Source organism: Helicobacter pylori (genome assembly GCF_900120335.1).
In the GTDB taxonomy this organism is placed as follows: Bacteria; Campylobacterota; Campylobacteria; order Campylobacterales; family Helicobacteraceae; genus Helicobacter; species Helicobacter pylori_BU.
Window position 1 is genome coordinate 953,084 of record NZ_LT635477.1, and the last position, 25,873, is coordinate 978,956.

The 25,873-nt window shown below is 40.2% G+C and carries 23 protein-coding genes, 2 tRNA genes and 2 pseudogenes; 9 read left to right on the forward strand and 18 right to left on the reverse strand.

Annotation, left to right across the window (positions count from 1 at the left end; translation table 11 throughout):
• Nucleotides 1-30: 30 nt before the first annotated feature.
• From CS889_RS04665 to CS889_RS04675, 3 genes are read right to left on the reverse strand one after another with little or no spacing between them, the layout of a single operon-like run.
• A complete protein-coding gene (locus CS889_RS04665) occupies nucleotides 31-798 on the reverse strand; it encodes an ABC transporter ATP-binding protein (protein WP_000242348.1) in 768 nt (255 codons plus the stop codon).
• Nucleotides 798-1,778: a FecCD family ABC transporter permease gene (locus tag CS889_RS04670; RefSeq protein WP_000921470.1), complete on the reverse strand. Its 981-nt coding sequence runs from the start codon at nucleotides 1,776-1,778 to the stop codon at nucleotides 798-800. The genes CS889_RS04665 and CS889_RS04670 overlap by 1 nt, the downstream gene beginning before the upstream one ends.
• Entirely contained in the window at nucleotides 1,771-2,628 is an 858-nt protein-coding gene (locus tag CS889_RS04675; RefSeq protein ID WP_099167480.1) for an SDR family oxidoreductase, read from the reverse strand. The genes CS889_RS04670 and CS889_RS04675 overlap by 8 nt, the downstream gene beginning before the upstream one ends.
• 139 nt (nucleotides 2,629-2,767) lie before the next feature.
• Between CS889_RS04675 and CS889_RS04680 the strand changes: the two genes are divergently transcribed.
• Nucleotides 2,768-3,292, forward strand: coding sequence for an acyl-CoA thioesterase (locus tag CS889_RS04680; protein WP_001135603.1), 525 nt, complete (start codon nucleotides 2,768-2,770; stop codon nucleotides 3,290-3,292).
• A 116-nt stretch (nucleotides 3,293-3,408) separates the two neighbouring features.
• On the opposite strand, the gene CS889_RS04685 is transcribed toward CS889_RS04680, so the two are convergent.
• The 3 genes and pseudogenes from CS889_RS04685 to CS889_RS04695 form a co-directional block, all read right to left on the reverse strand.
• Nucleotides 3,409-3,666, reverse strand: coding sequence for a type II toxin-antitoxin system YafQ family toxin (locus tag CS889_RS04685; RefSeq protein WP_089086986.1), 258 nt, complete (start codon nucleotides 3,664-3,666; stop codon nucleotides 3,409-3,411).
• An 8-nt stretch (nucleotides 3,667-3,674) separates the two neighbouring features.
• Nucleotides 3,675-3,758 (reverse strand): annotated as a pseudogene (locus CS889_RS08770) (jhp0828 family protein); the annotation flags it as partial.
• A 56-nt stretch (nucleotides 3,759-3,814) separates the two neighbouring features.
• A complete protein-coding gene (locus CS889_RS04695) occupies nucleotides 3,815-5,143 on the reverse strand; it encodes an RNA-guided endonuclease InsQ/TnpB family protein (protein ID WP_089086988.1) in 1,329 nt (442 codons plus the stop codon).
• A 36-nt stretch (nucleotides 5,144-5,179) separates the two neighbouring features.
• Between CS889_RS04695 and tnpA the strand changes: the two genes are divergently transcribed.
• Nucleotides 5,180-5,596 (forward strand): IS200/IS605 family transposase, encoded by a 417-nt coding sequence (tnpA, locus tag CS889_RS04700; protein ID WP_089086989.1) that lies wholly within the window; start codon nucleotides 5,180-5,182, stop codon nucleotides 5,594-5,596.
• 131 nt (nucleotides 5,597-5,727) lie between these two features.
• On the opposite strand, the pseudogene CS889_RS04705 reads toward tnpA, so the two are convergent.
• The 5 genes and pseudogenes from CS889_RS04705 to CS889_RS04735 all read right to left on the reverse strand — a co-directional run.
• Nucleotides 5,728-5,925, reverse strand: a pseudogene (locus CS889_RS04705) (jhp0828 family protein); the annotation flags it as partial.
• Nucleotides 5,926-6,504: 579 nt separating this feature from the next.
• A complete protein-coding gene (locus tag CS889_RS04715; RefSeq protein WP_089086991.1) occupies nucleotides 6,505-6,864 on the reverse strand; it encodes a hypothetical protein in 360 nt (119 codons plus the stop codon).
• A 930-nt stretch (nucleotides 6,865-7,794) separates the two neighbouring features.
• Nucleotides 7,795-10,020: a Hop family adhesin BabA gene (babA, locus tag CS889_RS04720; protein WP_089086992.1), complete on the reverse strand. Its 2,226-nt coding sequence runs from the start codon at nucleotides 10,018-10,020 to the stop codon at nucleotides 7,795-7,797.
• Nucleotides 10,021-10,857: 837 nt separating this feature from the next.
• Nucleotides 10,858-10,934: transfer RNA gene (locus CS889_RS04730), tRNA-Met, on the reverse strand.
• A 32-nt stretch (nucleotides 10,935-10,966) separates the two neighbouring features.
• Nucleotides 10,967-11,041: transfer RNA gene (locus CS889_RS04735), tRNA-Gln, on the reverse strand.
• Between the two features lie 68 nt (nucleotides 11,042-11,109).
• Here CS889_RS04735 and CS889_RS08475 point away from each other — a divergent pair.
• Nucleotides 11,110-11,640, forward strand: a complete 531-nt coding sequence (locus tag CS889_RS08475) for a hypothetical protein (protein WP_089086993.1) — start codon at nucleotides 11,110-11,112, stop codon at nucleotides 11,638-11,640.
• Nucleotides 11,641-11,724: 84 nt separating this feature from the next.
• Here CS889_RS08475 and hypD read toward each other — a convergent pair whose 3' ends face one another.
• From hypD to pta, 7 genes are all read right to left on the reverse strand, one after another.
• Nucleotides 11,725-12,837 carry a hydrogenase formation protein HypD gene (hypD, locus tag CS889_RS04745; protein ID WP_089086994.1) on the reverse strand — a complete coding sequence of 371 codons (1,113 nt, stop codon included), beginning with the start codon at nucleotides 12,835-12,837 and terminating at the stop codon, nucleotides 11,725-11,727.
• 5 nt (nucleotides 12,838-12,842) lie between these two features.
• Complete coding sequence (locus CS889_RS04750) at nucleotides 12,843-13,076, reverse strand: HypC/HybG/HupF family hydrogenase formation chaperone (RefSeq protein ID WP_000335445.1); 234 nt, start codon at nucleotides 13,074-13,076, stop codon at nucleotides 12,843-12,845.
• Nucleotides 13,076-13,804 carry a hydrogenase nickel incorporation protein HypB gene (hypB, locus tag CS889_RS04755; RefSeq protein WP_000003589.1) on the reverse strand — a complete coding sequence of 243 codons (729 nt, stop codon included), beginning with the start codon at nucleotides 13,802-13,804 and terminating at the stop codon, nucleotides 13,076-13,078. The genes CS889_RS04750 and hypB overlap by 1 nt, the downstream gene beginning before the upstream one ends.
• A 113-nt stretch (nucleotides 13,805-13,917) precedes the next feature.
• On the reverse strand, nucleotides 13,918-14,046 hold the full coding sequence (locus CS889_RS08620; protein WP_000973855.1) for a hypothetical protein: 129 nt from the start codon (nucleotides 14,044-14,046) through the stop codon (nucleotides 13,918-13,920).
• A gap of 10 nt (nucleotides 14,047-14,056) precedes the next feature.
• Complete coding sequence (locus tag CS889_RS04765) at nucleotides 14,057-14,356, reverse strand: cupin domain-containing protein (RefSeq protein WP_001243100.1); 300 nt, start codon at nucleotides 14,354-14,356, stop codon at nucleotides 14,057-14,059.
• Nucleotides 14,357-14,366: 10 nt separating this feature from the next.
• A complete protein-coding gene (locus tag CS889_RS04770) occupies nucleotides 14,367-15,587 on the reverse strand; it encodes an acetate kinase (protein WP_172825116.1) in 1,221 nt (406 codons plus the stop codon).
• Nucleotides 15,584-17,143 carry a phosphate acetyltransferase gene (gene pta, locus CS889_RS04775; protein ID WP_089086996.1) on the reverse strand — a complete coding sequence of 520 codons (1,560 nt, stop codon included), beginning with the start codon at nucleotides 17,141-17,143 and terminating at the stop codon, nucleotides 15,584-15,586. Before pta ends, CS889_RS04770 begins: the two co-directional genes overlap by 4 nt.
• 181 nt (nucleotides 17,144-17,324) lie before the next feature.
• Here pta and fliK point away from each other — a divergent pair, with 181 nt between their 5' ends.
• Genes fliK through CS889_RS04805 form a run of 6 tightly spaced genes read left to right on the forward strand, consistent with a single transcriptional unit; the run spans nucleotide 17,325 to nucleotide 25,614 of the window.
• Complete coding sequence (gene fliK, locus CS889_RS04780) at nucleotides 17,325-18,872, forward strand: flagellar hook-length control protein FliK (RefSeq protein WP_089086997.1); 1,548 nt, start codon at nucleotides 17,325-17,327, stop codon at nucleotides 18,870-18,872.
• 50 nt (nucleotides 18,873-18,922) lie between these two features.
• The gene (flgD, locus tag CS889_RS04785) at nucleotides 18,923-19,960 is read left to right on the forward strand and encodes a flagellar hook assembly protein FlgD (RefSeq protein WP_089086998.1); all 1,038 of its coding nucleotides are present in this window, start codon (nucleotides 18,923-18,925) and stop codon (nucleotides 19,958-19,960) included.
• Nucleotides 19,957-21,774, forward strand: a complete 1,818-nt coding sequence (locus CS889_RS04790) for a flagellar hook protein FlgE (RefSeq protein ID WP_089086999.1) — start codon at nucleotides 19,957-19,959, stop codon at nucleotides 21,772-21,774. Before flgD ends, CS889_RS04790 begins: the two co-directional genes overlap by 4 nt.
• Nucleotides 21,775-21,825: 51 nt before the next feature.
• The gene (locus tag CS889_RS04795) at nucleotides 21,826-22,455 is read left to right on the forward strand and encodes a restriction endonuclease (RefSeq protein ID WP_089087000.1); all 630 of its coding nucleotides are present in this window, start codon (nucleotides 21,826-21,828) and stop codon (nucleotides 22,453-22,455) included.
• On the forward strand, nucleotides 22,424-23,569 hold the full coding sequence (locus tag CS889_RS04800) for an Eco57I restriction-modification methylase domain-containing protein (RefSeq protein WP_172825117.1): 1,146 nt from the start codon (nucleotides 22,424-22,426) through the stop codon (nucleotides 23,567-23,569). The genes CS889_RS04795 and CS889_RS04800 overlap by 32 nt, the downstream gene beginning before the upstream one ends.
• Before the next feature lie 8 nt (nucleotides 23,570-23,577).
• The gene (locus CS889_RS04805; protein ID WP_089087001.1) at nucleotides 23,578-25,614 is read left to right on the forward strand and encodes an ATP-dependent helicase; all 2,037 of its coding nucleotides are present in this window, start codon (nucleotides 23,578-23,580) and stop codon (nucleotides 25,612-25,614) included.
• Nucleotides 25,615-25,873 lie beyond the last annotated feature (259 nt).

A 25,873-nucleotide genomic window follows, 5' to 3' on the forward strand; every position in this document is an offset into this window, starting at 1 on the left:
TTATAACTCAAAATCCCCTATTTTCAACCCCTACAACGCATACACCACAAGCTTATCATCATGCCAGATCGCTTCTAGGGGCGTGTCATAGAGCGCGCTTAAATTGTGTGAAGTCATAGCGATTGGCGTGGAAGCTTGCAAAAAAAGTTTTTTATCTTTGAGCATGACCACATGCGTGGAGTGCCTGGCAACCAAATTGGGATCATGGATATTGACTAAAACGCTCAATTCTCGTTTTTTCATCTCATCTTTAATCGCATCAAAAAAAAGGGCTTGGTTTTTTAAATCTAACGCGCTCGTAGGCTCATCTAGTAACAATAAGGGCGTTCTTTGCAACAAACTTCTGGCTAAAAGCACCATTTGCCTTTGACCGCCGGACAAATCGTTAATGCCTTGATCTTTTAAAGACTCTAAATCCAAGCGCTCTAAAACGCTAGTGGCTTCTTTAATGTGCTTAGCTTTAGGCATAGCGAATAGATTCAAATGCGTCGCCTTCCCCATTAAAACAAAATCCAACACGCTGAAATTGAACGCATAATATTCCACTTGGGGGATATAAGCGATCAATTTGGCTTTTTCATAAGGCTTTAAGGGTAAAATATCTTTGTTACACGCCTTGATTTCGGTTTCTTCTAAAGGCTTCAAAAGCCCTAAAAGGCATTTTAAAAGCGTGGTTTTACCGGATCCATTAGGCGCTAAAATGCTTGTGATGCTGTTTTTTGGCACGCTAAAACTCAACTTGTCTAAAATGAGTTTTTGAGAATACTTAAAGGACAGGTTTTTAACTTCTAAGACCATCACACCCCCCTAGTCCTGAATAAAAGCCATAGGAAAAAAGGCGCTCCTAAAACGCTTGTCGCAATGCCTACCGGTAAATCATAGGGGGTAATGGTTTTAGCCACCACATCCGCCAAAAGCAAGAAAAACGCCCCCATTAATAAAGAGCTTAAAAGCAGTTTTTGTAAATTCGCCCCAAAAAACAACCTCGCCACATGCGGAATGACTAACCCAATCCAGCCGATCGTGCCGGACACGCTCACCGCTAAAGCGCTCGCAACGCTCACGCACACCAAACAAAGCGATCGCAATAACACCGGGTTAATCCCTAAGCTCAAACTTTGCGCATCGCTCAAGCTCAATAAATTGATGCGCCACCTTAACAAAAAGAGAGGGATAAAGCCCAAAGACAGCCCTATGAAAGCGATCAAGCAATCCTTATAACTGCTTAAAGACAAGCTCCCTAAAAGCCACACGACAATCGCTTGCGCTTTTTGGGGGATCACAAAGAATTTGATCGCCCCGGCTAAGGCGCTTAAAAACGCGCTCAAAACCACCCCTGAAAGCACCAACGAAAGGACGGAATTGCCCAAAACCCTATTCATCGCCAAAACAGCAAGGCTGGCTAAAATCGCCCCAAAAAACGCCAAAATCGCAATGTTAGACTCCACTACCGCTATCGCCATCGCCACGCCTAGCATCGCTCCGCTAGAAATCCCTAGTAAAAAGGGATCGACTAAGGGGTTTCTAAAAATCGTTTGCATCACCACCCCACTCCCGGACAAACTCGCCCCCACTAAGAGCGCTAAAATCACTCGTGGTAATCGTATTTCTAAAATAATAACACTTAAAGAGCTCAATTCTTCATTGTGTAAAAAGTGGTTTTTCACATTCAGGTACACTTCTTGCCATTCTTCCAAACTCAAGGACTCCCCTCCAAACAACAACACCACCACCGCTAAAATCACGCAAGCTAAGGCAATATGATAGGTTTTAAGCATCGCGCTTCCTCCCAAGAACAACTAATCTGAACAAAGAATCATACCAGCTACTCGGGAGGATTTGATACAACGCTAACAACAATTGGGTTTTTAAGCCGATCAAATAACGAGCCTTGATTTTTTGACTCATAGTAAGAAAAACGATTTTTTGTGCCACGGCTTTAGGGCTTAGGGCGTTTTGATACACGCCAGAATAAAAGCTTTTAGCCGCATTCACTTCCAAAGCATAAACGCTATCTTTTCGCTCATCGTTTTCAAAAGCGGTTTTTTCCCAATTGCTTTTCACCGGGCCTGGCTCAATCAAACACACTTGAATATTAAAGGGTTTAAGCTCTAAACGCAAGGCATCGCTATAAGCTTCTAGGGCATGCTTACTCGCGCTGTAATGGCCCAAAAAGAGCATGCTTACTCGCCCCGCTATGGAAGAAAGGTTAAAAATCTTAGAATAAGGCTTGTTTTTTAATAAGGGCAAACAAAGTTGCACCACTTCACAAAGGGCGAAAAAATTCACGCTAAATTGCTTTTTAACCTCTTCAATGGGCGTGTCTTCCACGCTCCCAAACACCCCATAACCGGCGGAATTGATCAAAACGTCGCAATGATCTTCTTTAGCGCTGATGTTTGAAAACACTTCCTTTAAAGCGTTAGAATCGCTCACATCAATATCAACGCACTCGCATAACGCATGGTTTAACGCTACGCACAAAGTCGCATGCCTAGAGAGCGCATAGACCTTATACCCTTGATTTAACAGCATTAACGCGCACTCTAACCCAATCCCAGAACTCGCCCCTGTGATAACCGCCACCTTTTGGCTTTCTTTTTTCTCTTCTTTCTCTCCAACGCCCATTATTTAACGCTAACCCTCTTATTATTTTTCTAATTCCTCTAATATTCACTTAATATTACTTAATTTTTACTAATATATAGTTCTTGGAATGTTTTTTACAAAAAACATTTTTAACACCAATTTTAATTAAGGAGAAGCAATGCCTCAAATACAATCATCGCATTCCAATCATTTTGATTTCACTATAGACACAGCGGATCGCACTAAATTATTGATGAGCTATTTAGTCGTGCCTACAACCGCTAATTTCAACAACGTCATGCATGGGGGGGAATTGTTGAATTTGTTGGATAAAGTGGCTTATGTGTGTTCGACTCGTTATTGCGCTAAAGGAACGGTCACTTTAAGCGTGGATGGGGTTACTTTTAAATACCCCATTCCTGTGGGGAATTTGCTCACTTTTTTAGCCAGCATCAATTACGTGGGGAACACTTCATGCGAGGTGGGGATTAAGGTTTTGAGCGAAGACATTAAAACTCGTGAAATCACGCACACCAATTCATGCTATTTCACGATGGTGGCTGTGGAAAATGGCAAACCCACCCCCATGCCCAAATACGAGCCTAAAACAGAGGTTGAAATCCGCCGTTATGAAGGGGCTTTGAAGCGTAAAGAAATGCGCACACGAGGGTATTTAAAAAGCGGCAAACACGAGGGTGTTTAAAAAATAAAAAAGCATGAGCGGTGTTTTAACCCTGAATTTTATCCCTAAAAAGGGGGGTAGTTGGTGGGCGATTCATTTAAGCGTTATGAGTGGTGTGGGCGGTTCAAAACGACTCGCTATGACTGCCCAAGCCTGACTAAAGTTAAAACATTGCCTTTCATTCTATACACAAGTAAAACATTAGGCTTAATGTGGCACTCTCTACAGCCTTTGTATGTTCCACTTAAAGCGTGGTCTTTAAATCTTTTGTCCAATGGAATCTGATTTCTTAAATTTTCAACCACTAAGTCAAAAACTTCTAACTCAATTTTTTGATTTAAAATATGCTTTTTTAAATCCTTAGTGAATTTCTTTTTTAATTCAATCTCTAGCATTCAAGCCCCTAAGAATTAAGAGCGAATTGCCAAATTTCACTAGCATTCTTAGGCTTAAAGTTTTCGGTCGTATTAGGATTATCAATATCTAGTGAAACCACCCCTTTCTAAAGAAAGGGGCTTCCTAACTAAAGCATTCCATTGAATGCTAACACGAAAGGCTTTGTTCTTTAAAGTCTGCAAGGACATTTCCTGCCCTAAAAAGACTTAACCCTTTATTCAAGATGTTGTTCGCAGCGTTAATATCTCTGTGTTCTTTATACCCACAATCAGGACACAAATATTGCCTGTGATTCAATTTGAGCTTGGGGTTGATGCTCCCACAATTACAGCAAGTTTTGCTGGTGTATTGTGGGGGAACTTTCACTAACAATTTGCCATTATGCTGTTGTTTGTAGTCTAAAAAGAAGATGATTTGATAGAATGAAGCGTTGAGAATAGATTTATTAAGCCCACTCTTTTGTTTAACGTTTTTGAGTTTGGCTCTTTTAGTCATGTTCTTTACTTGCAAGTCTTCAACTGCTATCAATTCAAATTGCTTTGAAAGTTCGCTTGTGATTTTATGGTATCGGTCTGTTTTTTGATGACTAGACTTGTCAAAGGCTTGGTTCAATCTCTTTTGCGTTTGGTAAAAATTACCTCCTAATTTGGTTTTGTTCTGTTTGGATTTTAAAACCCTGCGGCTCTGTTTTTTTTGCAATCTTTTAGATTTTTTGGAGTATTTTTTTAAAGAATGCAGTTTGGAATAAGTGGGAATGAGCTGTGTTGCGTGAGTTTTTGCATCTAACTTTATCCCTAGCAATTCTTCCATGTCTAAAAGGTAGCGCTTAAAATCAGTGAGTTTTTCAGGGTTATTCACACCACAAGAACAAGCGATGTCAAAGACATTCAAATCTATCCCCACACAATCTTTAGGATTTTTGATGGTAGCAATGTTTTGTTCGTATTCCACGCTAAAGCTAACAAAATATTTTCTGTGGCTGCAAGAGATTGTAATTTGCTTGATTTTAGCGTTAGGGGGGAAATCTCTGTGCATGCGCAGAAGCAAGGGCATTTTCATGAGAGTGAATATCTTGAAGCGTTCATCAGCGCTTTCTTTGAAAGAGAAGCCTTGATTATTCCAAGAAAAAGATTGTTTGGCGAACTTGGAGTTTTTGAATTTAGGAAAGCCCCTGTTCTTAACCTTAAAAGCGTCTTTAAAAGCCCTTTCAACATTCATGCGTGATTGTTGGGCTATCACAGAGCTAAAGGGTAAATCCCTAGCTCTTAGGCATTGTTTGATCGCATGATCTAACTCGCTTGATTTTTTCCATTTTCTTTCTTTTTGAGGTAAATCTTTATTCTTTTCATACTGCTCTTGTTGCAAATTCAAGCCGATGTTATAGGCTTGGTTATAGACAAAAAAACAATGTTGCAGTTTGCTTTCTTGTTCTTTAGTGGGATACAAGCGGAATTTAAAACCCTTATTGACTTTCATAGAAGTATTTTAACCTCTTTTAGTTAAAATAGGTCTGTGAAAAGAATTGATGACATAAGACACGGAAGACATTGTGTTTTTTTGATGCATGCGCATTTGGTGTTTGTTACTAAATACCGGCGTAAAGCGTTCAACAAGGAAGTGATAGATTTTTTAGGATCGGTGTTTGCCAAAGTGTGTAAGGACTTTGAGAGCGAGTTGGTAGAATTTGATGGGGAGAGCGATCATGCGCATTTGCTTATCAACTACCCACCCAAAGTGAGCGTGAGCAAGCTAGTCAATTCTTTAAAAGGCGTGAGCAGTCGTTTGATTAGAAAACACCATTTCAAAAGCGTTGAAGCTAGTTTATGGGGGAAGCATTTGTGGTCGCCTAGTTATTTTGCCGGGAGTTGTGGGGGTGCTCCTTTAGAGTTGATTAAGCAATACATACAAGAGCAAGAAACACCGCATTAACTAGCTAACTTTGATTTTTAATAGAATGCGCTAAAAAGCGAATGGATCTAGGTGAAACGATATTCAAATAGCCTAACGGCTAAGCACTTACATCTCCGCCCTAAAGGACGGAGTTTTTCGTGCTAGTGGGATAAATCTTTTTTTAACTCATCATTAGGAATATATTTACTAGCTAAATTTTCATCTTTCTTAGCTTGAGAATATTGCTTTTTAATCTCTTTCATTTGTGTTTTAATTTCTAAAACTTTACTTTGATATTTAGCTAATTGTTTTTCTAATTTTCCAAGCTCTTTATAAAAATTAGCCCCCATTTCTACATTTTTTAACATCTTATCTCCTTAATTCAATCAATCATGACAACCCCATTATATCTAAATTACATTTCTAATTTTTTTGTTATTGATCTTTTAGATAAACGCTCCCTTGAGTGTTTTCAAACCCCAATGGTTCTAATTCTTGCCTTAAATCATCATGGGCTTGTAAGGTTCTTTTGTATTCTTTTTAAAATCTCAATCTTTAAACCAAACGCTAAAGCATGCCTTTTCAAACCTCTACTATTTGATTTCTTTTTTAGCTCGTTTGTAAGATCATCTAAACTATCAATTTGAGTGAGATCAACCCCATTTAACGCCTCACTCAAGTTCTAACTGATTGATCAAGTTAAATTGTAGAGGTAATTAGACCCCACTAACACGCCCAAGCTATCCTTTAGCAAACCATTCAACCAACAACAATTCCAAGATAACAAGCCAGCCCTAACAAGCACGATAGGGACAACGACTAACTATGGCAAGCTAAACTACATTAAGATAGGGCTAAACCAAAATTTTAACGCTAATGTAGGCACTAATCAAGACTCCCTCTTTTTAACAAGTTTTTTAAAATCTTTTTTGTAAAGGATATGGTGCTTAATTTTCAGCATTCACTTCCTTTTTTCTTTCATTGGCCCATGCAGAAAAATCTTCAATAGTTTCTAAATTTTCGCCATTTAACGCTTCTCTCATGGCTTGTTGCGTTTCAATATTTGGGGTTTCATGCCCAAAACAACAATCATTAGCTCTTTTGTTGATCTCTTGTAAGATTTTATTCAATTCTTCTAATTTGATAGTGAAACCTTTATCTTTTTTTTCTAGCTCTTTAGCCATTTTCTTTTCAAGATACGCCCTATCTCTTTTTAGCTTTTCTATTTCTTGTTCTTTTTTATTCATGAGATTAAAAAGCTGTCTTTGGCTGTATTGGGTGTAATCTTTGTCGGTGGTGTTTGGCATGCTTATCCCTTTTATTAAAAATACCAATTCATTATAGCGCAAGCGATAGAGCAAGATTAAAAAGCTAGAAATCAAAACTAAAAGATTTAAAAGCGGAGGGAGAAATTAATGAAAAATCAGTGAAAAGATTAAACCCCCCTAAAGAAGCGCTTTTTAAAAACTATCGCTTGAATTAACGCCAAGTTTCCCACTAACTAATATAAAAACGCTAAAAAGGATTTTTTCATCAAACCCCTCAAAAAGAGAGTTTAAAAAAAAGAGAGTTCAAAAAAAAGAGAGTTCAAAAAAAAGAGAGTTCAAAGAAAAAGGGAGTTCAAAGAAAAAGGGAGTTCAAAGAAAAAGGGAGTTCAAAGAAAAAGGGAGTTCAAAGAAAAAGGGAGTTCTCCCCTAAAAGGGAATTTAAAACAAAGGGTTTAAGAAAAGAAATCTCTCAATAAGAAGCCCCTCTAAAAAAAAGAGTTCAAAGAAAAAGGGAGTTCAAAGAAAAAGGGAGTTCAAAGAAAAAGGGAATTTAAAACAAAGGGTTTAAGAAAAGAAATCTCTCAATAAGAAGCCCCTCTAAAAAAAAGAGTTCAAAAAACAAAGAATTTAAAAACAAAGAATTTAAAAACAAAGAATTTAAAAACAAAGGGTTTAAAACAAAGGTTTAAAAAAAAAGGTTCAAAAGAAGCCCCCTAAAACAAAGGGTTCAAAAAAACAAAGGGTTCAAAAACAAGAAGTTCAAAACAAAGGAATTTAAAAAAAAGGGTTCAAAAGAAAGAAACCCCTTAAACAAAGGGTTCTCCCCTAAAAGGGAGTTTAAAAACAAAGGGTTCAAAAAAAGAAATCCTTTAAAAAGAAGCCCCCTAAAAAAAGGGAGTTTAAGAGAAAGGCTTTAAAAAAGAGAATTTAAAACCCCCAAAAAAAGGGGGTTCCACAAAGGGCTAAACATCAATAAGCGAACACGTAATTCAAATACACGCTATAGAGTCTGCGGTATTTGAGTTCAGCCCCCATGAAGGAATAATAGTTCGTGTTAATGGTAGGGATTTTAAGCCCTAGTTCGATCCCATGCTGGGCCACATGATCGCTGCCTTTTTTCTTAGATCTGGCTAAATTCATCCTCACTCCCATGTTGAATAAGAATTGGAAGTTCGCCACGTTCAGTTTAGCGTTATAGACGTTATTCACGGTGGCTAAATTCACGTATTCAGAGTTAAGCCAAGAAGTGCCCGCTAACGCAATGCCACCAAAAAGCCCCACAGAAAGCTTGTTGTTTTTGCCTAAGAAATTGGTGGCTTTATCGTTGATGAAGTTATAAAGCGCGTCCGCTCCAAAGCCATAAGTCCACACATCAGAAGCCGAGTTGAAAAAGCTGGATTTGATGAACGCATGGTTGTAATCAAAAAAGCCGTAATACCTAGCGCCCCATTTCCTTTTTTGCCCAAAGAATTGTTTGTAACCCACCTGGATACCGATCCCATTCATCGCGCCGTTGTTGGTTTGAGAACTAACAATCCCCACTTTCCTAAAGGGGTTACGCCCTAACTCTTGGTTAATCGTTTGGATTTGGTTGTAAGTGTTTTGGTTAAGGTAGTAGTTGGTTTCTATGCCTTGCGGGCTATAGGGGTTATTCTTTTTACTCACCACATTTTGCAAGCTTTGCGCGTTAGGGACTTTGGAGAGCGCGGTGGTGATGCTGTTGTAAGTATTCCCTAATTCATTGTATCGGGATTTGAAATTCACCAAAGTGTCAGCGATGTCTGCGGCTTGTTGGATTTGCTGCGCTCGAGTGCCAAAATGGGCGATGTCATTGTTCAAGTTCGTTAGGGTTTGTTCCACATAGGCGCAACCGGAAGCGAAAGTTTGAGTGGTGACCGTGCCAGAAGGCGAACCTTGTGTGCCACTCGTACCAGCTGTTGAGGGGTTGTTGCATGTGGCTAAAAAGCCTGTAACAAAGTTTTTAAAAGTCCCACTAAGCCTCTCAGGGTTAATGGCTTGCCCCACTTGTTCGGCTAGATTGAGCATCTTGGCTTGCGCTTGCGCGTTAGCGAGCATGCCTTGCGCGAAACTAGCGTCTGTGAAAGGGTTGAAAGGCTTGCCGTTATTATTAGCGCCCACTTGAGTGCTTTGTTCGTTGTTGGTAATGGCGCTCGTTTGATTGACCAGCTCTTGCGCGTCCGTGATCATCTTTTGGATCGTGCTGATTTCTTGTGAAAAAGCGCCGCACAGCTTGTTAGAGGGCCATTCCCATTTTGGGCCACCAGCTTGGTTATTAGGCGCGTGGAAAAACGGGCATGCTTCGTTGATGGTGTTGATGAGCGTGCTGGCTTGCGCTAAGAGCGCTTGAGCGCTATCAGGCACACCGTCTAATTTGTTAGTGATTTCGGTATAGGACACCCCTGTTGTGTTACCACTAGCTCCGCTATTAACGACTTTTGAACTGATGATGGTTTTAGTTCCGCTATTTTTGATGATGGTTTTAGTTCCGCCATTTTGGTTGCCTACACCTGTGACGCTTGGCGAGCAGTTATTATTCCCTTCCCCTGAGCATGTGTAAGTATAGGTTACATTGACCGTCCCGTTGTTTTCTTTGAGCGCGGGCAAGCCTTTTTTTAAAGCCGTTTGGAGGATCTGGTAGGCTTCGTTAAGCTTTTTGAAATTTTTAATGCTCATAGGGCCGTAGTATCCAGGTGCATACCTGTTCAAAGAACAGGTGATGGAAGTGGATCGATACCCTGGCTCGTTGTTGAAGATGGTCGTAGAAGAGGCGCTTTCTTGACCATTAGCGTTACCGCCGCATTGCGTCACATAGCCCACGACATTCCAAAACCCCACCGCCGCGTTGATCGCTAAAAGCACGGCTTGATACGCTGGGGAATTGGCTTTATCGCCGATCAAATTCTTCGCGCTCGCGCCCAAATCGTTACGCACCCCATTGATCGCGCTCGGATCAGCGGACAATTTGATCAGGGTGTTCAAGGTGCTGTATCGGGTCAAGAGGTTGTTCAAACTTTCATAACGATCGGAAAGATCTTGAATGCCTTTGGTGTTTTTCACCATTTGAGCGGCCTCACCGATCTGATAGCCCGCGCTCATGTAAAAGCCGTCGTCTTCAGCGCTCAAAGTGGAAACTAAAAGCGAGCCTAAAGTTAATGAAAGGATGTGTTTTTTCATGTTTTCTCCTTTTTAGATTGGATTTTAATATTGGGGATTTTATACATTAGAATGTATTTGCATTAGAATGCATTTGCATTGGAATGTATTTGGAGTATTATAGCATAAAGCGTTTTTTTTTTTTTGTCATTTTGAGAAAATTTTATGATTTTTTTACTTTTGATGCTTTTTGTTTCGTTTGGTGGTGGTGAAATCTATGGTTAGGCTTTTTTAAGTTGGTGTCTTAAGGGGAATTCGTTTTCTTCATTTGAAATTCATTTTCTTCATTTGAAATTCGTTTTCTTCATTTGAAATTCGTTTTTTTCATTTGAAAATCGTTTTCTTCATTTGAAATTCGTTTTTTTCATTTGAAAATCGTTTTTTTAATTGAAACTCGTTTTCTTGCGTTAGTGTCTCATGCGAAGCTTATTTTTTAATTGAAAACTCATTTTCTTAAGGGGATAGGGGGGGTTTTTGAAATAACTCTCCCCCTACAACCCCCAATTAAATCCCCTAACCCAAGAAGACCGCTTTTTTAGTAAAGTTATCGCTTGCTTGTAGCTCTTTTATTATTTATCTTAAAAACGCTAAAGCATTTTTTAAATTCTGTGAAACCGCCCCTTTCTAAAGCAAGGAGCTTCCTAACTAAAGCATTCTATTGAATGCTAACACGAAAGGCTTTGTTCTTTAAAGTCTGCATGGATATTTCCTACCCCAAAAAGACTGGAGATATTTTAACCTCTTTTAGTTTAAATATAGCCTAACGGCTAAGCACTTACATCTCCGTCCTAAAGGACAGAGTTTTTCGTGCTAGTGGGATAAATTCTATTAAACAGAGTTAAATTTAAAAAAAGGGATTGGTTGCGGAGAATGGATTTGAACCACTGACCTTTGGGTTATGAGCCCAACGAGCTACCGGACTGCTCTACTCCGCGACACGCTAATAAGAACGCACTAAAAGGAAAAATGGCTGGGGTGCAAGGATTCGAACCTCGGAATGCCAGGACCAAAACCTGGTGCCTTACCGCTTGGCGACACCCCAACAACAATAAAAGAAGCATTATACAAAAGCTTTTTAAAAAAGTCAAGCTAAAACGCTATAATTTCATCATGGAAAATGGATTTAACCCTCTCATTTATAAACGCTATTTGAAAAAGAAAGAAACCTTTTTGCTGTTTAAAAGAATCGCTCAAATGTCTGCGTTTAAAAATTTAAAGCTCCAGCTCAAGCGAAGAGAGGTGATCAATCGTTATGTGGCTGGAATTTTAGGGGATTTAAAGAAAGGGTTTAGATACGCTAAAATAGAACACCAAATCCTAAAAATCTATTTCACGCACCCGAGTTTCTTGAAAGCCTTTGAAACAGAAAAAGACCATTACACCAACCACCTGAAAGCCCATTTTTTAGAAACGCAAAAGATCCTAAAAGCCCTAAATTACCCCTTTGATTTTGATACTATCCAAGCGAGCGTGAGGAAAAGGGCGTATCAAAAACCGGTTGTCAAAAAAGAAAACCCCCCTAAAAAACCGGTTAGCGTGGATGTCAATTGCGAGGGCTTGAGCGATTTCACCAAAAAGCAATTTTTAAAGCTCAAACGCGCTTGTAACGATAATACGCCGCGCACGCCCCCTCAGAGCTGACCATGCAACTGCCGATCGGGTTTTGTGGGGTGCAAGTTGTAGCGAATAGTGAGCAATCTAGGGGCTTAAAGCAATTTTTAAAGCTCAAACGCGCTTGTAACGATAATACGCCGCGCACGCCCCCTCAGAGCTGACCATGCAACTGCCGATCGGGTTTTGCGGGGTGCAAGTTGTGGCGAATAATGAGCAGTCTGGGGGCTTAGCGATGCCTTTTAAAATCTCCCCGCACTTGCATGCTTTGTTTTCTTTAGAGGTTTTGTGGCTTAAGTGTTCTTTAAAGACTTTTTCAGCGTCATAGGAGGCGAACGCTTCTTTAAGCTTGAGAGCGGAATGTTTGATATTCCCTAACCCTCTCCATTCAAAATTTTCTCTCACTTCCATGCATGCATTCACTAATTCTTGCGCTTTTGTATTCCCTTCATAGCTCACCGCTCTTTTATATTGGATTTCTAGCTTGGCTTCTTTGTTTAGGGCTTGTTTAGTGAGCATCAGCACGCTTTCTAATATATCCACCGGCTCAAAACCGCTCACGATAATGGGGAGTCTAAAGCGATCCACTAAAGGAGCGTAGATTTGAGCGCCGCTGATCACGCTCACATGGCTAGGGGCTAAAAGGGCGTTAATCTGGCATGCTGGATCTTCTAAAATCGCGCTCACGCTTGGAGGCACTAAAATGTGGTTAATGTGGAAAAAAAGATTTTTTAATTTTTCTTTTTTGGCGTTGAGTAAGACGCTAGCCGTCATCGGCGTGGTGGTTTCAAATCCGATCGCAATGTAGATGATTTTTTTATGCGGGTTTTCTTTAGCGATCTCTAAAGCTTGCATGGGCGAATACAAAAAACGCGCATCTAGCCCCTTTTCTCTGGCTTGTATCAAACTCCCATAGCTCCCGGGGACTCTCATCATATCCCCTAAACTCAAAACAATGCTATCTTTCATGCTAGCGAGTTCGTAAGCTTCATCAAGGCGCGCTCTTGGCATCACGCACACCGGACACCCTGGCCCATGCGCAAACTCTAAATTTTTAGGCATCAAGTCTAAAAGCCCGTATTTCATGATGGAATGCGTATGCCCTCCGCACACTTCCATGATGACTAATTTTTTAGTGAGTTTGGAAGCGAGTTTTTTGATTTCATTAGAGAGCACTAAAATAATCCGCTTGTCTCTAAAGGGCGAAATGAGGTGATCAACGCTCATTGTTTTTATTGCGTTTCGTTCATTTTGGCGATCATTTCTTGGTAAAGCTCAATGGACTCTAGGGCTTCTTTTTCATCAATCTTACTCATCACATAGCCGATGTGGAGCAACACGTAATCGCCCACTTTAACGGACTCGCCCATTAAATCCAAACTCGCTTCTCTTTGAACGCCCAAAGTCTCCAAAATAGCCACATTATCGTTAATGGCTATGACTTTAGAGGGGATCGCTAAACACATTAAAACGAATGCGTGGATTGGTAATTTTCACGCTTTTTTTCTAAAAGGAAATTTTTAAAATCTTCCAAGCTTTTAGGGTCTTTGGAGCTCATTAAAAAAATAGGCGCTTCAGGCTTTAATTTTTGCATGTCCTCTTTGACTTGAGAAACCCTGAAATTAAACACTTCAATCATGTCCGCCTTACTGATAATGACCGCATCCGCGCACATGAACATCGTAGGGTATTTTAGCACCTTATCATCGCCCTCTGGGACAGAGAGTAAAACGATATTCATCGCCGCCCCCAGATTATAGCTTGAGGGGCAAACCAAATTCCCCACGTTTTCAATGATTAAAAAATCGCTTTTTTCTAACGCCCCCTCATCTTTGAGTAAATCAAACGCCCCCTCAATCATGCTCGCTTCCAAATGGCACGCTTCGCCGGTGGTGATCTGATGCGCGCTCACGCCTTTTTTACGCAACCTGTCCGCATCTCTGTTGGTTTGCAAATCGCCCTCTACCACGCAAAACTTAAAGTCTTTAAAATCCGCTAGATTTTCTAGCATCGTGGTTTTACCGCTGCCAGGAGAGCTCATGAAATTCAACACATACAGCCCTTCTTTTAAATAGCGTTCTTTCATTTCAGCGGCTTTAATGTCGTTCTTGCTCAAAATCTTTTCCACGATTTTGACGTCTTTTTTACTCAAATTAGGGTTATTTTGTAACGATTCTTTTCGTTGCTCGCTCATTTCTTTTCCTTGTCTTTTAAAATTTTCGTATTGTAGCGTGCTTAATTAAACGACTGTCATTAAACGACTTCTTTTATCTTTTTGGCTCATCTTTTTAGATCAAAAAACATGCTTTACCCTAACCCCTTATCGCCGCTGTCGTTTTTATCTTTTAACACTAATCTAATGATCCTCCATATGATGATTAATAAAATGATGGTTAAAAGCAAATACCAAACATTGATAAAAACGGCTTTCATCATTTGATTTTCCTTATTTTTTACTCAAAGACAATCTTATAACGCTATTTTCTAAAGCGTCCAAACGATGTGAAACTTGGGCTTCTAGGCTGATTAACGCCCCCTTGGGCATTTCTATTTTTTCATCTCCCACTTCAAAAACGATTTTACCCTCTAAAACCTGCACGCTGATAGCTCCCGGGGCCTTGTGTTTGTCCATGATCGCTCCTTTGGGCATGCAAATGCGGATTTCTTTATTGGAAGAATTTTCACTCAACGCTTCAATGTGGAGCTTTTCAAAATGAACGCCCTCTAAAAAATGAACCATTCTCATTAAACAACCTTTATTTTAATTTTTCTACCATTTCTTTGGCTTGTAAAGCGATTTCTAGCTCTTCATCAGTGGGGATTCGTAAAATTTGGACTTTAGTATTAGGCTGGCTTAAATCCACCAACCCACTTCCTGGCTCGTTATTAATGGTTTTATTCAAAACAATGCCTAAATTTTCTAAGCCCTCGCACACGCTCTCTCTTAAAGCCGAGTAGTTTTCCCCTAATCCCCCTGTAAAAATGATCGCATCTACTTTTTTTAAGACTACCATGTAAGCCCCAATATACTTTTTAATGCGATAAACGCACATTTCAAAAGCGAGTTTGGCTTGTTTATCGCCTTTTTCCTTTCTGGCTTCTATGTTTCTGGCGTCATTATCCCCACAAATGCCTTTCAAACCGCTTTCATGATTTAAAATCTTTATCACTTCTTCTAAGCTCTTGTTCGCGCATTGCGCGATGTATTCCACCACAGTGGGGTCAATATCCCCACACCTTGTGCCCATAATCAAGCCCTCTAGTGGGGTTAGCCCCATAGAAGTGTCCACGCTTTTACCATTTTGAATGGCGGCTGCGCTTGAGCCGTTCCCTAAATGCAAACTGATCGCGTTAAATTCCTCATAAGCGATATTCAAAAACTTCGCCGCTTCTTTAGCCACATAATGGTGCGAAGTCCCATGGAAACCATAGCGCCGGATTTGATACTTTTCATACAATTCATAAGGTAACGCATACATGTAAGCGTAATTGGGCATGCTGGCATGGAATGCGGTGTCAAAAACAGCGATTTGAGGGATATGGGGGTGCGCTTTTTGGACAAATTCAATACCGGCCAAATTCGCCGGGTTGTGTAAGGGGGCTAAAATAGAAAGATTGCCAATTTCTCGCATGACTTTTTCATCCACTAACACCGGGGCATGGAATTTATCCCCCCCTTGAACCACACGATGCCCTATAGCGTCAATTTGATTGAAATCTTTGATGATCCCCATTTTCGTTAAATTCTCACGAATCATTAAAAGCCCGATCGCATGATCTTTAATCACAAGCTTTTCTTTTAATTCTTGATCGTTATGGTGCAAATGCGATTTGATTTTCAACTGCCCTATTTCTTCGCCGATTTTTTCGGCTAAACCGCTCGCTAAGGGCTTGTTCTCTTTCATGTCAAACAACTTAAACTTGATAGACGAACTGCCCAGATTCAACACTAAAATTTCCATCATTTCTCCTATCAATAATCTTGCGCTTGAATGGCGCTAATCAAAACGGTGTTAACAATATCTTCCACTAAAGCGCCCCTACTCAAATCGTTAATGGGCTTGTTCAAACCTTGTAAGATAGGCCCTATCGCCACGGCTTTAGCGCTCCGTTGCACCGCTTTATAAGCGATGTTCCCGGCGTTTAAATCCGGGAAAATAAAAACGCTGGCTTGCCCGGCCACTTGGCTATTAGGCATTTTTTTCTTCGCTACGCCTTTATCAATGGAAGCGTCAAATTGTAAAGGGCCATCAATTTCTAATTGCGGATCTAATTTTTGCGCGATTGTTAGGGCTTCGTTGATTTTGTCTATCATTTCGCCTTGAGCGGAATTTCCTGTCGCATAAGAAAGCAGGGCCACTTTAGGCGCGATATTGAATTGCTTAGCGGTTTGCGCGGAAGTGGTAGCGATCTCGGCTAATTCTTTAGGGCTAGGGTTAGGGATAATGGCGCAATCCCCAAAAACGAACACTTGAGTGTCCAAACACATGAAAAACACGCTTGAAACCAGGCTCACGCCAGGCTTGGTTTTAATGATTTGTAAAGCGGGTCTAATGGTGTCAGCCGTGGTGTGATTGACCCCAGAAACCATGGCATGCGCGTAGCCTAAATGCACGAGCATGGTCGCAAAATAAGTTTTATCCAACGCTAATCGCTCGGCTTCTTGCTCACTCAAGCCCTTTGATTTTCGCAATTCATACAAGCTTTTAGCGAATTCTTCTCTATAATGCGAGGTGTTGGGATCAATAATTTCTACATTTTCTAAATTCAAGTTCAAATTTTTCGCTTGGGAGTTAATAACTTCTTTATCGCCTAATAAAATCAATCCCACCGCGCCCATTAAATTCAAACGATGCGCGGCTTTCAAAATCCTTTCATCTTCGCTCTCGGGTAAAACGACTTTTTTAATCTGCTTTTTAGCCTTTTTCTCCAAACTCCTTTGAAAGGCTAAAGGGGTAATAATCTCGCTTTTTGTTTGCAACACGCTTTCTATCAGATCCGCTTCTAATTCGCATTGTTGCTTGCAAAGAGACGCGCTCAAAAAATGTGGTTTTTCAAGCATTTCGCCCGCAAATAACCCTACAGCGAAAGGGGCTTCTTTTTTAAGAATATGAGAATGCATGGCTTTCAAATATTCCAAACTCGTTTGCGCGACAGCCACCACAGGAGCGTTTAAATGCTTGGCTAAAATGGTGTTTAAGTCTAAAAGAGCGTTTAAGAAAAACTTCGGCGCATACCCCAAATTAATGACAAAATCATGCGTGGATTGTAATTCATCATAGCGTTTGAGAATCGTTTCAAATAGTAACTCTTCTTGAGCGGTGCTTACAAGCTCTAAAGCCTTTTGTTTGTCTATGGCGCTATGGATCTCTAAAGAGCTTAGGCCCTCGCACTCCCAAAAGCCCTCGCACCCCCCACTAATGGGTGAAAACAGGGCGATTTTTTGATAACGAGGCTTCAATGCTTTTAAAAGGCTCTTACAAGCAACCCCTAAAACTTCGGTATCCTCTGGGTAAATCCATAAACTTTGCATGCCAATCTCCCTTAAAATCATCGTTTTTATTTAATTGTAGCAAAATTTAATTAAACCTAAACGAAACCATAGTTTTGTAAAAAGGCTTTTAGCATTTTTTAGATTTGATCATTCATCTTAAGGAACTCTTTTTGCTTGACTCCCACCATGTAAAATAAAAGAGTTGTTTTAAAGGATAACCATGCCATCTCCTGTTAATCCCCTTCACACCAACGCAAACGCTTTAAACAGCGGAGCGAAAAACGAAGTTAAAGACGCCAAAAACGCCCCTAAAAGCGCATCAAAGGATTTCAGCAAGATCTTAAACCAAAAGATCTCTAAAGACAAAACCGCCTCTAAAGAAAACCCTAGCGCGTTAAAAGACACGCCAAAAGACGCTAAAGCGTTTGAAAAAACCCCTACTCTAAACCACCAACACGCTCAAAACCTCGCCAAAAACCAACAAGCCCCTACCCTAAAAGATTGGCTCAACCACAAAACAGCCCCGCATAAATCCCAACATGAGGCCCAACATGAAACCCATGAGGCTAATGAAACTAACCCCAAAACCCCTAACGAAACTTTAAGTAAGAATGAAAAAAAGCCTAACGAAGTTGTTTCTAACGCTCATCAAACAAACTTGCCTAGTAAAAACCCTATAACCCCTAACCACGCTAATAAAACCCTCACCACCCCAACCCATAGCGCCAAAGATCCAAAAACCCTTAAAGACATTCAAACGCTCAGCCAAAAACATGACCTAAACGCCAGCAACATTCAAGCAACGGCTCCGTTAGAAAAAAAAGAAACCCCCTTAAATGCGAGCGATCAGCTCGCCTTAAAAGCAACGCAAACGCCCACTAACCACACCCTTGCAAAGAACGACGCTAAAAACACCGCCAACCTTTCTAGCGTTTTGCAATCTTTAGAAAAAAAAGAACCGCAAAATAAAGAACACGTAAACCCCCAAAATAGCGAAAAAAAAACGCCCCCTTTAAAGGAAGCTTTACAAATGAACGCCATTAAAAGGGATAAAACGCTTTCTAAAAAAAAGCCAGAAAAAACCCCTACTCACGCTAAAACCCAGACCACAGCCCAAGCCACAACGCCAGAAAATGCCCCTAAACTCGCCCTTAAAACGCCCCCTTTAATGCCTTTAATAGGAGCTAACCCCCCTAACGATAATATTCCAACGCCCCTAGAAAAAGAAGAAAAAACTAAAGAAGTAAGCGACAATAAAGAAAAAGCTAAAGAAACTAGTAGCAACGCTCAAAGCGCGCAAAACACCCAAGCTAGCGATAAGACAAGCGACAATAAAAGCACCGCCCCTAAAGAGACGATCAAGCATTTCACCCAACAATTAAAACAAGAAATCCAAGAATACAAACCCCCCATGAGCAAGATCTCTATGGATTTATTCCCTAAGGAATTGGGCAAGGTTGAAGTAACCATTCAAAAAGTGGGTAAAAACCTTAAAGTGAGCGTGATTTCTCACAATAACAGCTTGCAAACCTTTTTGGACAACCAACAAGATCTTAAAAACAGCCTGAACGCTTTAGGCTTTGAAGGGGTGGATTTGAGCTTTTCGCAAGATTCTTCTAAAGAGCAACAAGCCCCCAAAGATCAACCAAAAGAGCCATTCAAAGAGCAGGAATTAACCCCCCTAAAAGAAAGTGTTCTAAAAAGCTACCAAGAGAATACAGACCATGAAAACCAAGAAACGAGCATGCAAATCACTCTTTATGCGTGATTTTAAGCGAGTTTGCTCTATAATAAGACATCTTTAATAAGGAAGAGATCATGGCCATTGATTTAGCAGAAGTTACAGGAGCTAAAGCCGCGCAAGAAAGGAAAAAAGAGCAACCCACCATCGCTAACGGGTTGGATAAAAACGCTTTCATGAAACTCTTTTTAGAGCAATTGAAAAATCAAGACCCCACCGCTCCTATGGAAACGGATAAAATCATCACCCAAACCGCGCAACTCACGCAAGTGGAAATGCAAGAAGAAAACAAAAAAACCATGCAAGAAGTCGCCAGTGCCATGAAATCCAATAAAGAAACTAACGAATCTTTAAAAGACTTTCAAGGCGCTTTAAAAGACACCATGGAAAACCTGAACAAGGGCATGGACGATAGCCTAAAGGCTAATAACTCTTTAAGGGAAGTAAGCGCGCTCAATTCTGTGAGCATGATAGGCAAGATCGCTGAAACCGATGTGAGCGGGGCGAATTTTGATGGCAATAACAAGCTTTCTTTTTCGCTCTTTTTTGATGAAAAAATTGACGCTTCTAAAGGAGTGCCAGCGATTCAAATCCTAAACGAAAACAATGAATTAGTCAAAACGATTCCTTTAAAAGATTATAACGGGCAAAAGGGGTATATCAATTTTGAATGGGACGGCACAAACGAAAAGGGCGAAAAAGTTCCTAAAGGCAATTACAAAATCAAGGCTGAATACAATTTAGACTCTCAAAGCAAGCAGTATTTGCAAACGCGCATTGGTAGGGGCGAAGTGGAAAGCGTGATTTTTGATAAAGGCAAGCCCATGTTAAGAATGGGTGAAATGATTTTACCCATAGACAGCGCGATAGAGTTTTACAAACCGGATCAAAAACCGCTTGATCAAAAACTCTCGGATCAAAAACCACTTAATCAAAAAGCCCTTGAACAGAAAATCTCTGAACAAAAGCCGCTTGAACAAAAACTCTCGGATCAAAAACCGCAAGAACCGCTTGAACAAAAACTCTCGGATCAAAAACCGCAAGAACCGCTTGATCAAAAACTCTCGGATCAAAAACCACAGAAACCCCAAACCCCCCCTAAAGAGACAGCATGAACGACACCTTATTAAACGCTTATAGCGGGATTAAAACCCATCAGTTTGGTATTGACAGCCTTTCAAACAATATCGCCAATGTCAATACTTTAGGCTATCGCTCCAATGATCCGGAGTTTAAGACCTTGTTTTCTTCGCATTTAGACGCTTTGAACGCCAAATCCGTTGTGGCTAACGACCGAAATTACGGCGTTACAGGCTCAGGCAATGTCCTTTCTAATAAAGATGGCGAATACATGCCTAGTGAGGGGGAATTCCACATGGCGTATCAAGGCAAGGGCTGGTTTGTGATAGGGCCCAATAAAAACGGGGAAATGACCATCAATAAAGACGGCTTTAGCAAAAAACAGGATAATTTTCTCACGCGCGCCGGGAATTTCGCCAGGGACGCTGATGGCTATTTGGTAACCCCTGAGGGCTATTATGTTTATGGTATTGATTTGAAAAAAATCAAAGACGGCACGCTCAATTCCACCGCTAGAGATGAAGACATTGAAAAATTGCATGGCAACACCCTTTCGCCCTTACAAATCCCCCAGGATTTGACTTACCAGCCCGTGCTTAGCACGAAAGTGAATATTAGCGTGAATCTAAACCCTAAAGACCATTTAAAGGGCGTGCAAGATTTTTTCTTAAACGATAAGGGCGAAATCATTAAAGAGCGTTTTTTAAACCAGGATATTAACGCTTTAGCGAATGACGATAACGAGCCAATAGACGCGATCACCAATCGTAAATTGAATGTGAGTATCCAAAAAGGAGATGGCAAAAAAGAGGATTTTGTTTTCACTTATGGGGACGCTGAAAAAGGCGAAAACCAATTCAAAACCTTAGGCGATTTGCAAAAACTCCTTAAAGAAAAAACCGGGCTAGACTTGAACCTCATCAAAAGCGAAAAAGACGCCAAAAGCCCCCCTCTTTTATTAGAGATCGCTAATCCTAGCGAAACGCCTATCACTTTTAGCTTGAGTGGGGGCATTGCGGATAAATTGGGCTTGAACGCGAATCAAATGGAATTGAAAAAGGGCATCAGCAGGGATTCAGTGGCGATCAAAATCCCTTATTACAGCACAGAAGTGGATATTTATGATAAAGCCGGGGATAAATACTTGCTCCAAAGCGAATACTACATGACCAATTCCAACGATCCCACATCAAGCCCCACGAGCAAAAGGAAAAACCAAACTTGGGAAGTGAAAAGCTACATCGTCGATCCCAAAAACAAAGCCCCTATCAATGATCCTACTTGGGAAATTGTCGGCTTTGATTCAGCCACACATAAAATGAAATCCGCCCCCATGACTTTGGATTTTAAGGGTAATAAGCTCACCTACTCTTTGGATAAGAGCGAAAACCATGATTCTAGCGATTTGTCTTACCAAGACTCTAAACTTTTAGAAGCGAGTCAAGACGGCAAGCCTAGAGGCATTTTTAGAGACATGCGCATTGAAGAAAATGGCGTGATTTCTCTAGCCTTTAGTAATGGGGTGGTAGAGCCGGTCGCTCGCATCGGTATTTTGGCTTTCACTAACGATCAAGGCTTAAGAAAAATCGGCGGTAACCTCTATGAAATGCAAGAAGGCACCATTAATGGCGAAAACAGACCCCTAAGCGGTAACCCCATTTTAGGGTGGGACGAAGAGGGCAAGCTCAAATTTGGGAAAATCAGGCACAAATATTTAGAAACGAGCAACGTGAATGCCGGGAACGCCCTAACCAATCTCATTTTAATGCAAAGAGGCTATTCCATGAACGCTAGAGCCTTTGGCGCGGGCGATGACATGATTAAAGAAGCCATTAGCTTGAAAAAATAAGGGGCTAAAATAAGGAGTGTGGTAAAATACCCTTTTTAATAAGGATATTTAATGATACCCACACAGCTTAATGAAATTGCAGAATTTTTAAAAACAAACCCTTATAGTTTGTCTCAGCCCTTACAAGATGGGCGATTAAATCCATCTGTCAATGAAGAAGAAATTTTAAATACCATTAAGGGTAATTTTCCTATCCAACTGCCAAGAGCCAGAGAGTGGTGGGATTTTAGTTTTGAAGAAAATAAGATTTTTTATCCTGTTAATATTAAAACCACCACCACAAAAACCGCTGACAATCTTAATTGCAAATTAGGGATTTATTATGCGTTATGCGGCTTATTGCCGGAATTTAATAACGAAATCGCATGGGAAAAATACTTTCAAAAACTTCACAAAGACTTAGGCACAAACACCAATAGAGACTATTATTTTTTGATTATCAACAAAAACGATCCTAAAGACGTTTTTATCAATTCTTTAAAAGGCATTCAAACCCTCCAACCCAATAACTTGCCCTTCCAATGCAAGTGGGATAACAACAGAAAAATCGTTCAAAGAAGCTTTATTGAAAGTAAAAACTTCATCTTAAGCGCTTTAGCCAAAAGCGTTAAGTTACGAGCTAATATTTATTTAACATTCAAAGAATTTTTTGGAGAATTTTTTGTATCAATTAGAGATTAAAACTTTAGGGCAGGTTTTCACCCCTAAAAATATAGTGGATTTCATGCTCACTCTCAAGCAAAATCAATGGAGTGTTTTAGAGCCAAGCGCGGGCGATGGGAGTTTTTTAAAGCGTTTAAAAAAGGCTGTAGGGATTGAAATCGATCCTAAAATCTGCCCTAAAAATGCCCTTTGCATGGACTTTTTTGACTACCCTTTAGAAAATCAATTTGACACCATTATTGGTAACCCGCCCTATGTCAAACACAAGGATATTGCGCCAAGCACCAAAGAAAAACTCCATTACAGCCTTTTTGATGAAAGGAGTAACCTATACTTGTTTTTCATAGAAAAAGCGATCAAGCATTTAAAGCCTAATGGCGAATTGATTTTCATCACCCCAAGGGATTTTTTAAAATCCACTTCTAGCGTGAAATTAAACGAATGGATTTACAAAGAAGGCACGATAACGCATTTTTTTGAATTAGGCGATCAAAAGGTTTTCCCAAACGCCATGCCTAATTGCGTGATTTTTCATTTTTGTAAGGGTGATTTCAGTAGAATCACCAACGATGGTTTGCAATTCGTGTGCAAAAAAGGCATTTTGTATTTCCTCAACCAATCTTACACGCAAAAATTAAGCGAGGTTTTTAAGGTTAAGGTGGGGGCAGTGAGCGGGTGCGATAAGATTTTTAAAAATGAAACATACGGGAATTTAGAATTTGTCACCTCAATCACCAAAAGAACCAATGTTTTAGAAAAAATGGTTTTTGTCAATAAGCCTAATGACTATTTACTCCAGCATAAAGACAGCTTGATGCAAAGAAAGATTAAAAAATTCAATGAAAGTAATTGGTTTGAATGGGGGAGGATGCATCACATATCCCCTAAAAAACGCATTTATGTCAACGCCAAAACGCGCCAAAAAAACCCCTTTTTTATCCACCAATGCCCTAATTATGACGGCTCTATTTTAGCGCTATTCCCTTATGACCAAAATTTGGATTTACAAAGCCTCTGCGACAAACTCAACGCTATCAATTGGCAAGAATTGGGCTTTGTGTGTGATGGGCGTTTTTTGTTTTCGCAACGCTCTTTAGAAAACGCCCTTTTGCCTAAAGACTTTTTAAACTAGGATAAAACTTGTTAGAAACCTTACAATTAAACCCTGAGCAAAGAAAAGCGGCTTCGGCTTTGCAAGGGTATAATTTAATCATTGCGAGCGCTGGCACGGGAAAAACTTCTACCATTGTGGGGCGCATTTTACACCTGCTTAATAACGGCATCAAGCCTGAAGAAATCTTGCTTTTGACTTTCACCAATAAAGCGAGTAATGAAATGATCGCTAGGGTGGCTAAATACTCCAAATTAAGCTCCAAAATTGAAGCGGGCACTTTCCATGCGGTGGCGTATCGCTATTTAAAGGAGCATTACCCAAACTTAAGCCTAAAACAACCTAAGGAACTAAGAAAGCTTTTAGAAAGCATTGTGGACACTAAAAACGCGCTAAACGCAACAGATGAGGATAAAAAGCCCTACACTTCGCAGCATTTATACGCCCTTTATTCGCTTTACACTAACGCTCTAAAACAAGAAGATTTTAGCGCTTGGCTTTCTAGTAAAAACCCTGAACACGCGCCATACGCCGCCTTTTATGAAAACATTTTAGAAGAGTTTGAAAACACTAAAAAAAAGCATGATTATATTGACTATAACGACTTACTGCTGCTCTTTAAAAAGGCGATGCTAGAAAGACCCAGTCCTTATAAAGAAGTGCTTTGCGATGAATTTCAAGACACTAACCCCTTACAAGAATCCATTTTAGACGCTATCAACCCCCCTAGTTTGTTTTGCGTGGGCGATTACGATCAGAGCATTTACGCTTTTAACGGGGCGGATATTTCTATCATTTCTAATTTCACTCAAAAATACAAAAACGCCCGAGTTTTCACGCTCACCAAAAACTACCGCTCTTCTAAAGAGATTTTAGATCTCGCCAATCAAGTGATACAGCACAACCAACGCATTTACCCTAAAAATTTAGAAGTGGTGAAATCAGGGAAATTCAATAAACCCACGCTTTTAAATTACAACGACAACATCGCACAATGCCAAGACATCGCTAAACGCATTGTCATGCGAAAAAATTTTAAAGAAGTGGCGGTGATTTTTAGGAATAACGCTAGCGCGGATCAATTAGAAGCCGCTTTAAGATCCCACAACGTGCCAAGCAAACGAAAAGGGAGCGCGAGCTTTTTTGAATCCAAAGAAGTGGCGTTAGCGTTAGATATTTGCGCGCTATTATTTAACCCCAAAGACATTATGGCAGCGATTCATATTTTAAGCTATATCAGCGATATTGGCTCTAACACCGCTAAAGACATTCATGAAGCCTTAATGCTTTTAGGCAATGGCGATCTCAAATTGGCCTTAACTCAGCCTAACCAAGAAGCCAAAATTTACACGAAGAAAAAAGAAATCACCTCCATGGGGCTTTTTGAAGAAATTTTTGCCCTAGAAAACAGCTCAAGATTTAACAGCGTGATAGATAAGGCGTTTCATTCGCACCCGGTGTTGATGCACCCTAAAATCTCACTCAATGGGGCTAAAACGCTGAGCGATTTTTTCATGCTCTATACCAAAGCCCCTACCCATTCCCCTAGCGCTTTAATCAAACACATTCTAGAAAGCGCGTTTTTTCAAACCTTTAAAACACGCCTTTTAAAAGAGCGATCCAAAAATAAGGACGGCTCTTATAACGAGTTTAAAAAACTCCAAGCGCAAAAACGCTTCAATGAAAAAATGGACTTGCTGAGTTCTCTGGCGAAAAATTACCAAAATTTAGGGCGTTTTTTAAACGGCACTTTAATAGGCTCAAGTGAAGCCACGCAAGGCGAGGGCGTGAATTTATTGAGCGTGCATGCTTCTAAAGGCTTAGAGTTTAAAGACGTCTATATTATAGATTTAATGGAGGGCCGTTTCCCTAACCATAAGCTCATGAATACCGGTGGGGGCATTGAAGAAGAAAGGCGGCTTTTTTATGTCGCTATCACAAGGGCTAAGGAAAATTTATGGCTTTCTTATGCGAAAAACGAATTGAGGGAAAACGCCAAACCCAAAGAGCATAAGCCCTCGGTGTTTTTGTATGAAGCGGGACTTTTGAAACCTGATTCAAAATAAAATTGATTTTTGTATTGTTTGTTTAAGCAGAAAATGATATGATTATAGCGATAGTTAAGCCCCTAAGAGCTAGGAACTCTTAAGAGCTTGTTTTTAATAAAGTGGCAGTGTCAAGATAACCACTAAAACTGTCGCTATAAAAACAATTTTCCAAAAACGAATTTTATGGTAGTGCCTCCTAACGGAGTGCCACCCACTGCAATCTCCCAACCCATTAGATCAGAAACAACTAATTGCTCCAAATTCGCTTAACACTAGA

Coding starts and splice junctions, on each gene's coding strand:
- CS889_RS04665 (WP_000242348.1), bottom strand. CDS start 798: ATGGTCTTAGAAGTTAAAAACCTGTCCTTTAAGTATTCTCAAAAACTC.
- CS889_RS04670 (WP_000921470.1), bottom strand. CDS start 1,778: ATGCTTAAAACCTATCATATTGCCTTAGCTTGCGTGATTTTAGCGGTG.
- CS889_RS04675 (WP_099167480.1), bottom strand. CDS start 2,628: ATGGGCGTTGGAGAGAAAGAAGAGAAAAAAGAAAGCCAAAAGGTGGCG.
- CS889_RS04680 (WP_001135603.1), top strand. CDS start 2,768: ATGCCTCAAATACAATCATCGCATTCCAATCATTTTGATTTCACTATA.
- CS889_RS04685 (WP_089086986.1), bottom strand. CDS start 3,666: ATGCTAGAGATTGAATTAAAAAAGAAATTCACTAAGGATTTAAAAAAG.
- CS889_RS04695 (WP_089086988.1), bottom strand. CDS start 5,143: ATGAAAGTCAATAAGGGTTTTAAATTCCGCTTGTATCCCACTAAAGAA.
- CS889_RS04715 (WP_089086991.1), bottom strand. CDS start 6,864: ATGCCAAACACCACCGACAAAGATTACACCCAATACAGCCAAAGACAG.
- babA (WP_089086992.1), bottom strand. CDS start 10,020: ATGAAAAAACACATCCTTTCATTAACTTTAGGCTCGCTTTTAGTTTCC.
- CS889_RS08475 (WP_089086993.1), top strand. CDS start 11,110: ATGGAAAATGGATTTAACCCTCTCATTTATAAACGCTATTTGAAAAAG.
- hypD (WP_089086994.1), bottom strand. CDS start 12,837: ATGAGCGTTGATCACCTCATTTCGCCCTTTAGAGACAAGCGGATTATT.
- CS889_RS04750 (WP_000335445.1), bottom strand. CDS start 13,076: ATGTGTTTAGCGATCCCCTCTAAAGTCATAGCCATTAACGATAATGTG.
- hypB (WP_000003589.1), bottom strand. CDS start 13,804: ATGAGCGAGCAACGAAAAGAATCGTTACAAAATAACCCTAATTTGAGT.
- CS889_RS08620 (WP_000973855.1), bottom strand. CDS start 14,046: ATGATGAAAGCCGTTTTTATCAATGTTTGGTATTTGCTTTTAACCATC.
- CS889_RS04765 (WP_001243100.1), bottom strand. CDS start 14,356: ATGAGAATGGTTCATTTTTTAGAGGGCGTTCATTTTGAAAAGCTCCAC.
- pta (WP_089086996.1), bottom strand. CDS start 17,143: ATGCAAAGTTTATGGATTTACCCAGAGGATACCGAAGTTTTAGGGGTT.
- fliK (WP_089086997.1), top strand. CDS start 17,325: ATGCCATCTCCTGTTAATCCCCTTCACACCAACGCAAACGCTTTAAAC.
- flgD (WP_089086998.1), top strand. CDS start 18,923: ATGGCCATTGATTTAGCAGAAGTTACAGGAGCTAAAGCCGCGCAAGAA.
- CS889_RS04790 (WP_089086999.1), top strand. CDS start 19,957: ATGAACGACACCTTATTAAACGCTTATAGCGGGATTAAAACCCATCAG.
- CS889_RS04795 (WP_089087000.1), top strand. CDS start 21,826: ATGATACCCACACAGCTTAATGAAATTGCAGAATTTTTAAAAACAAAC.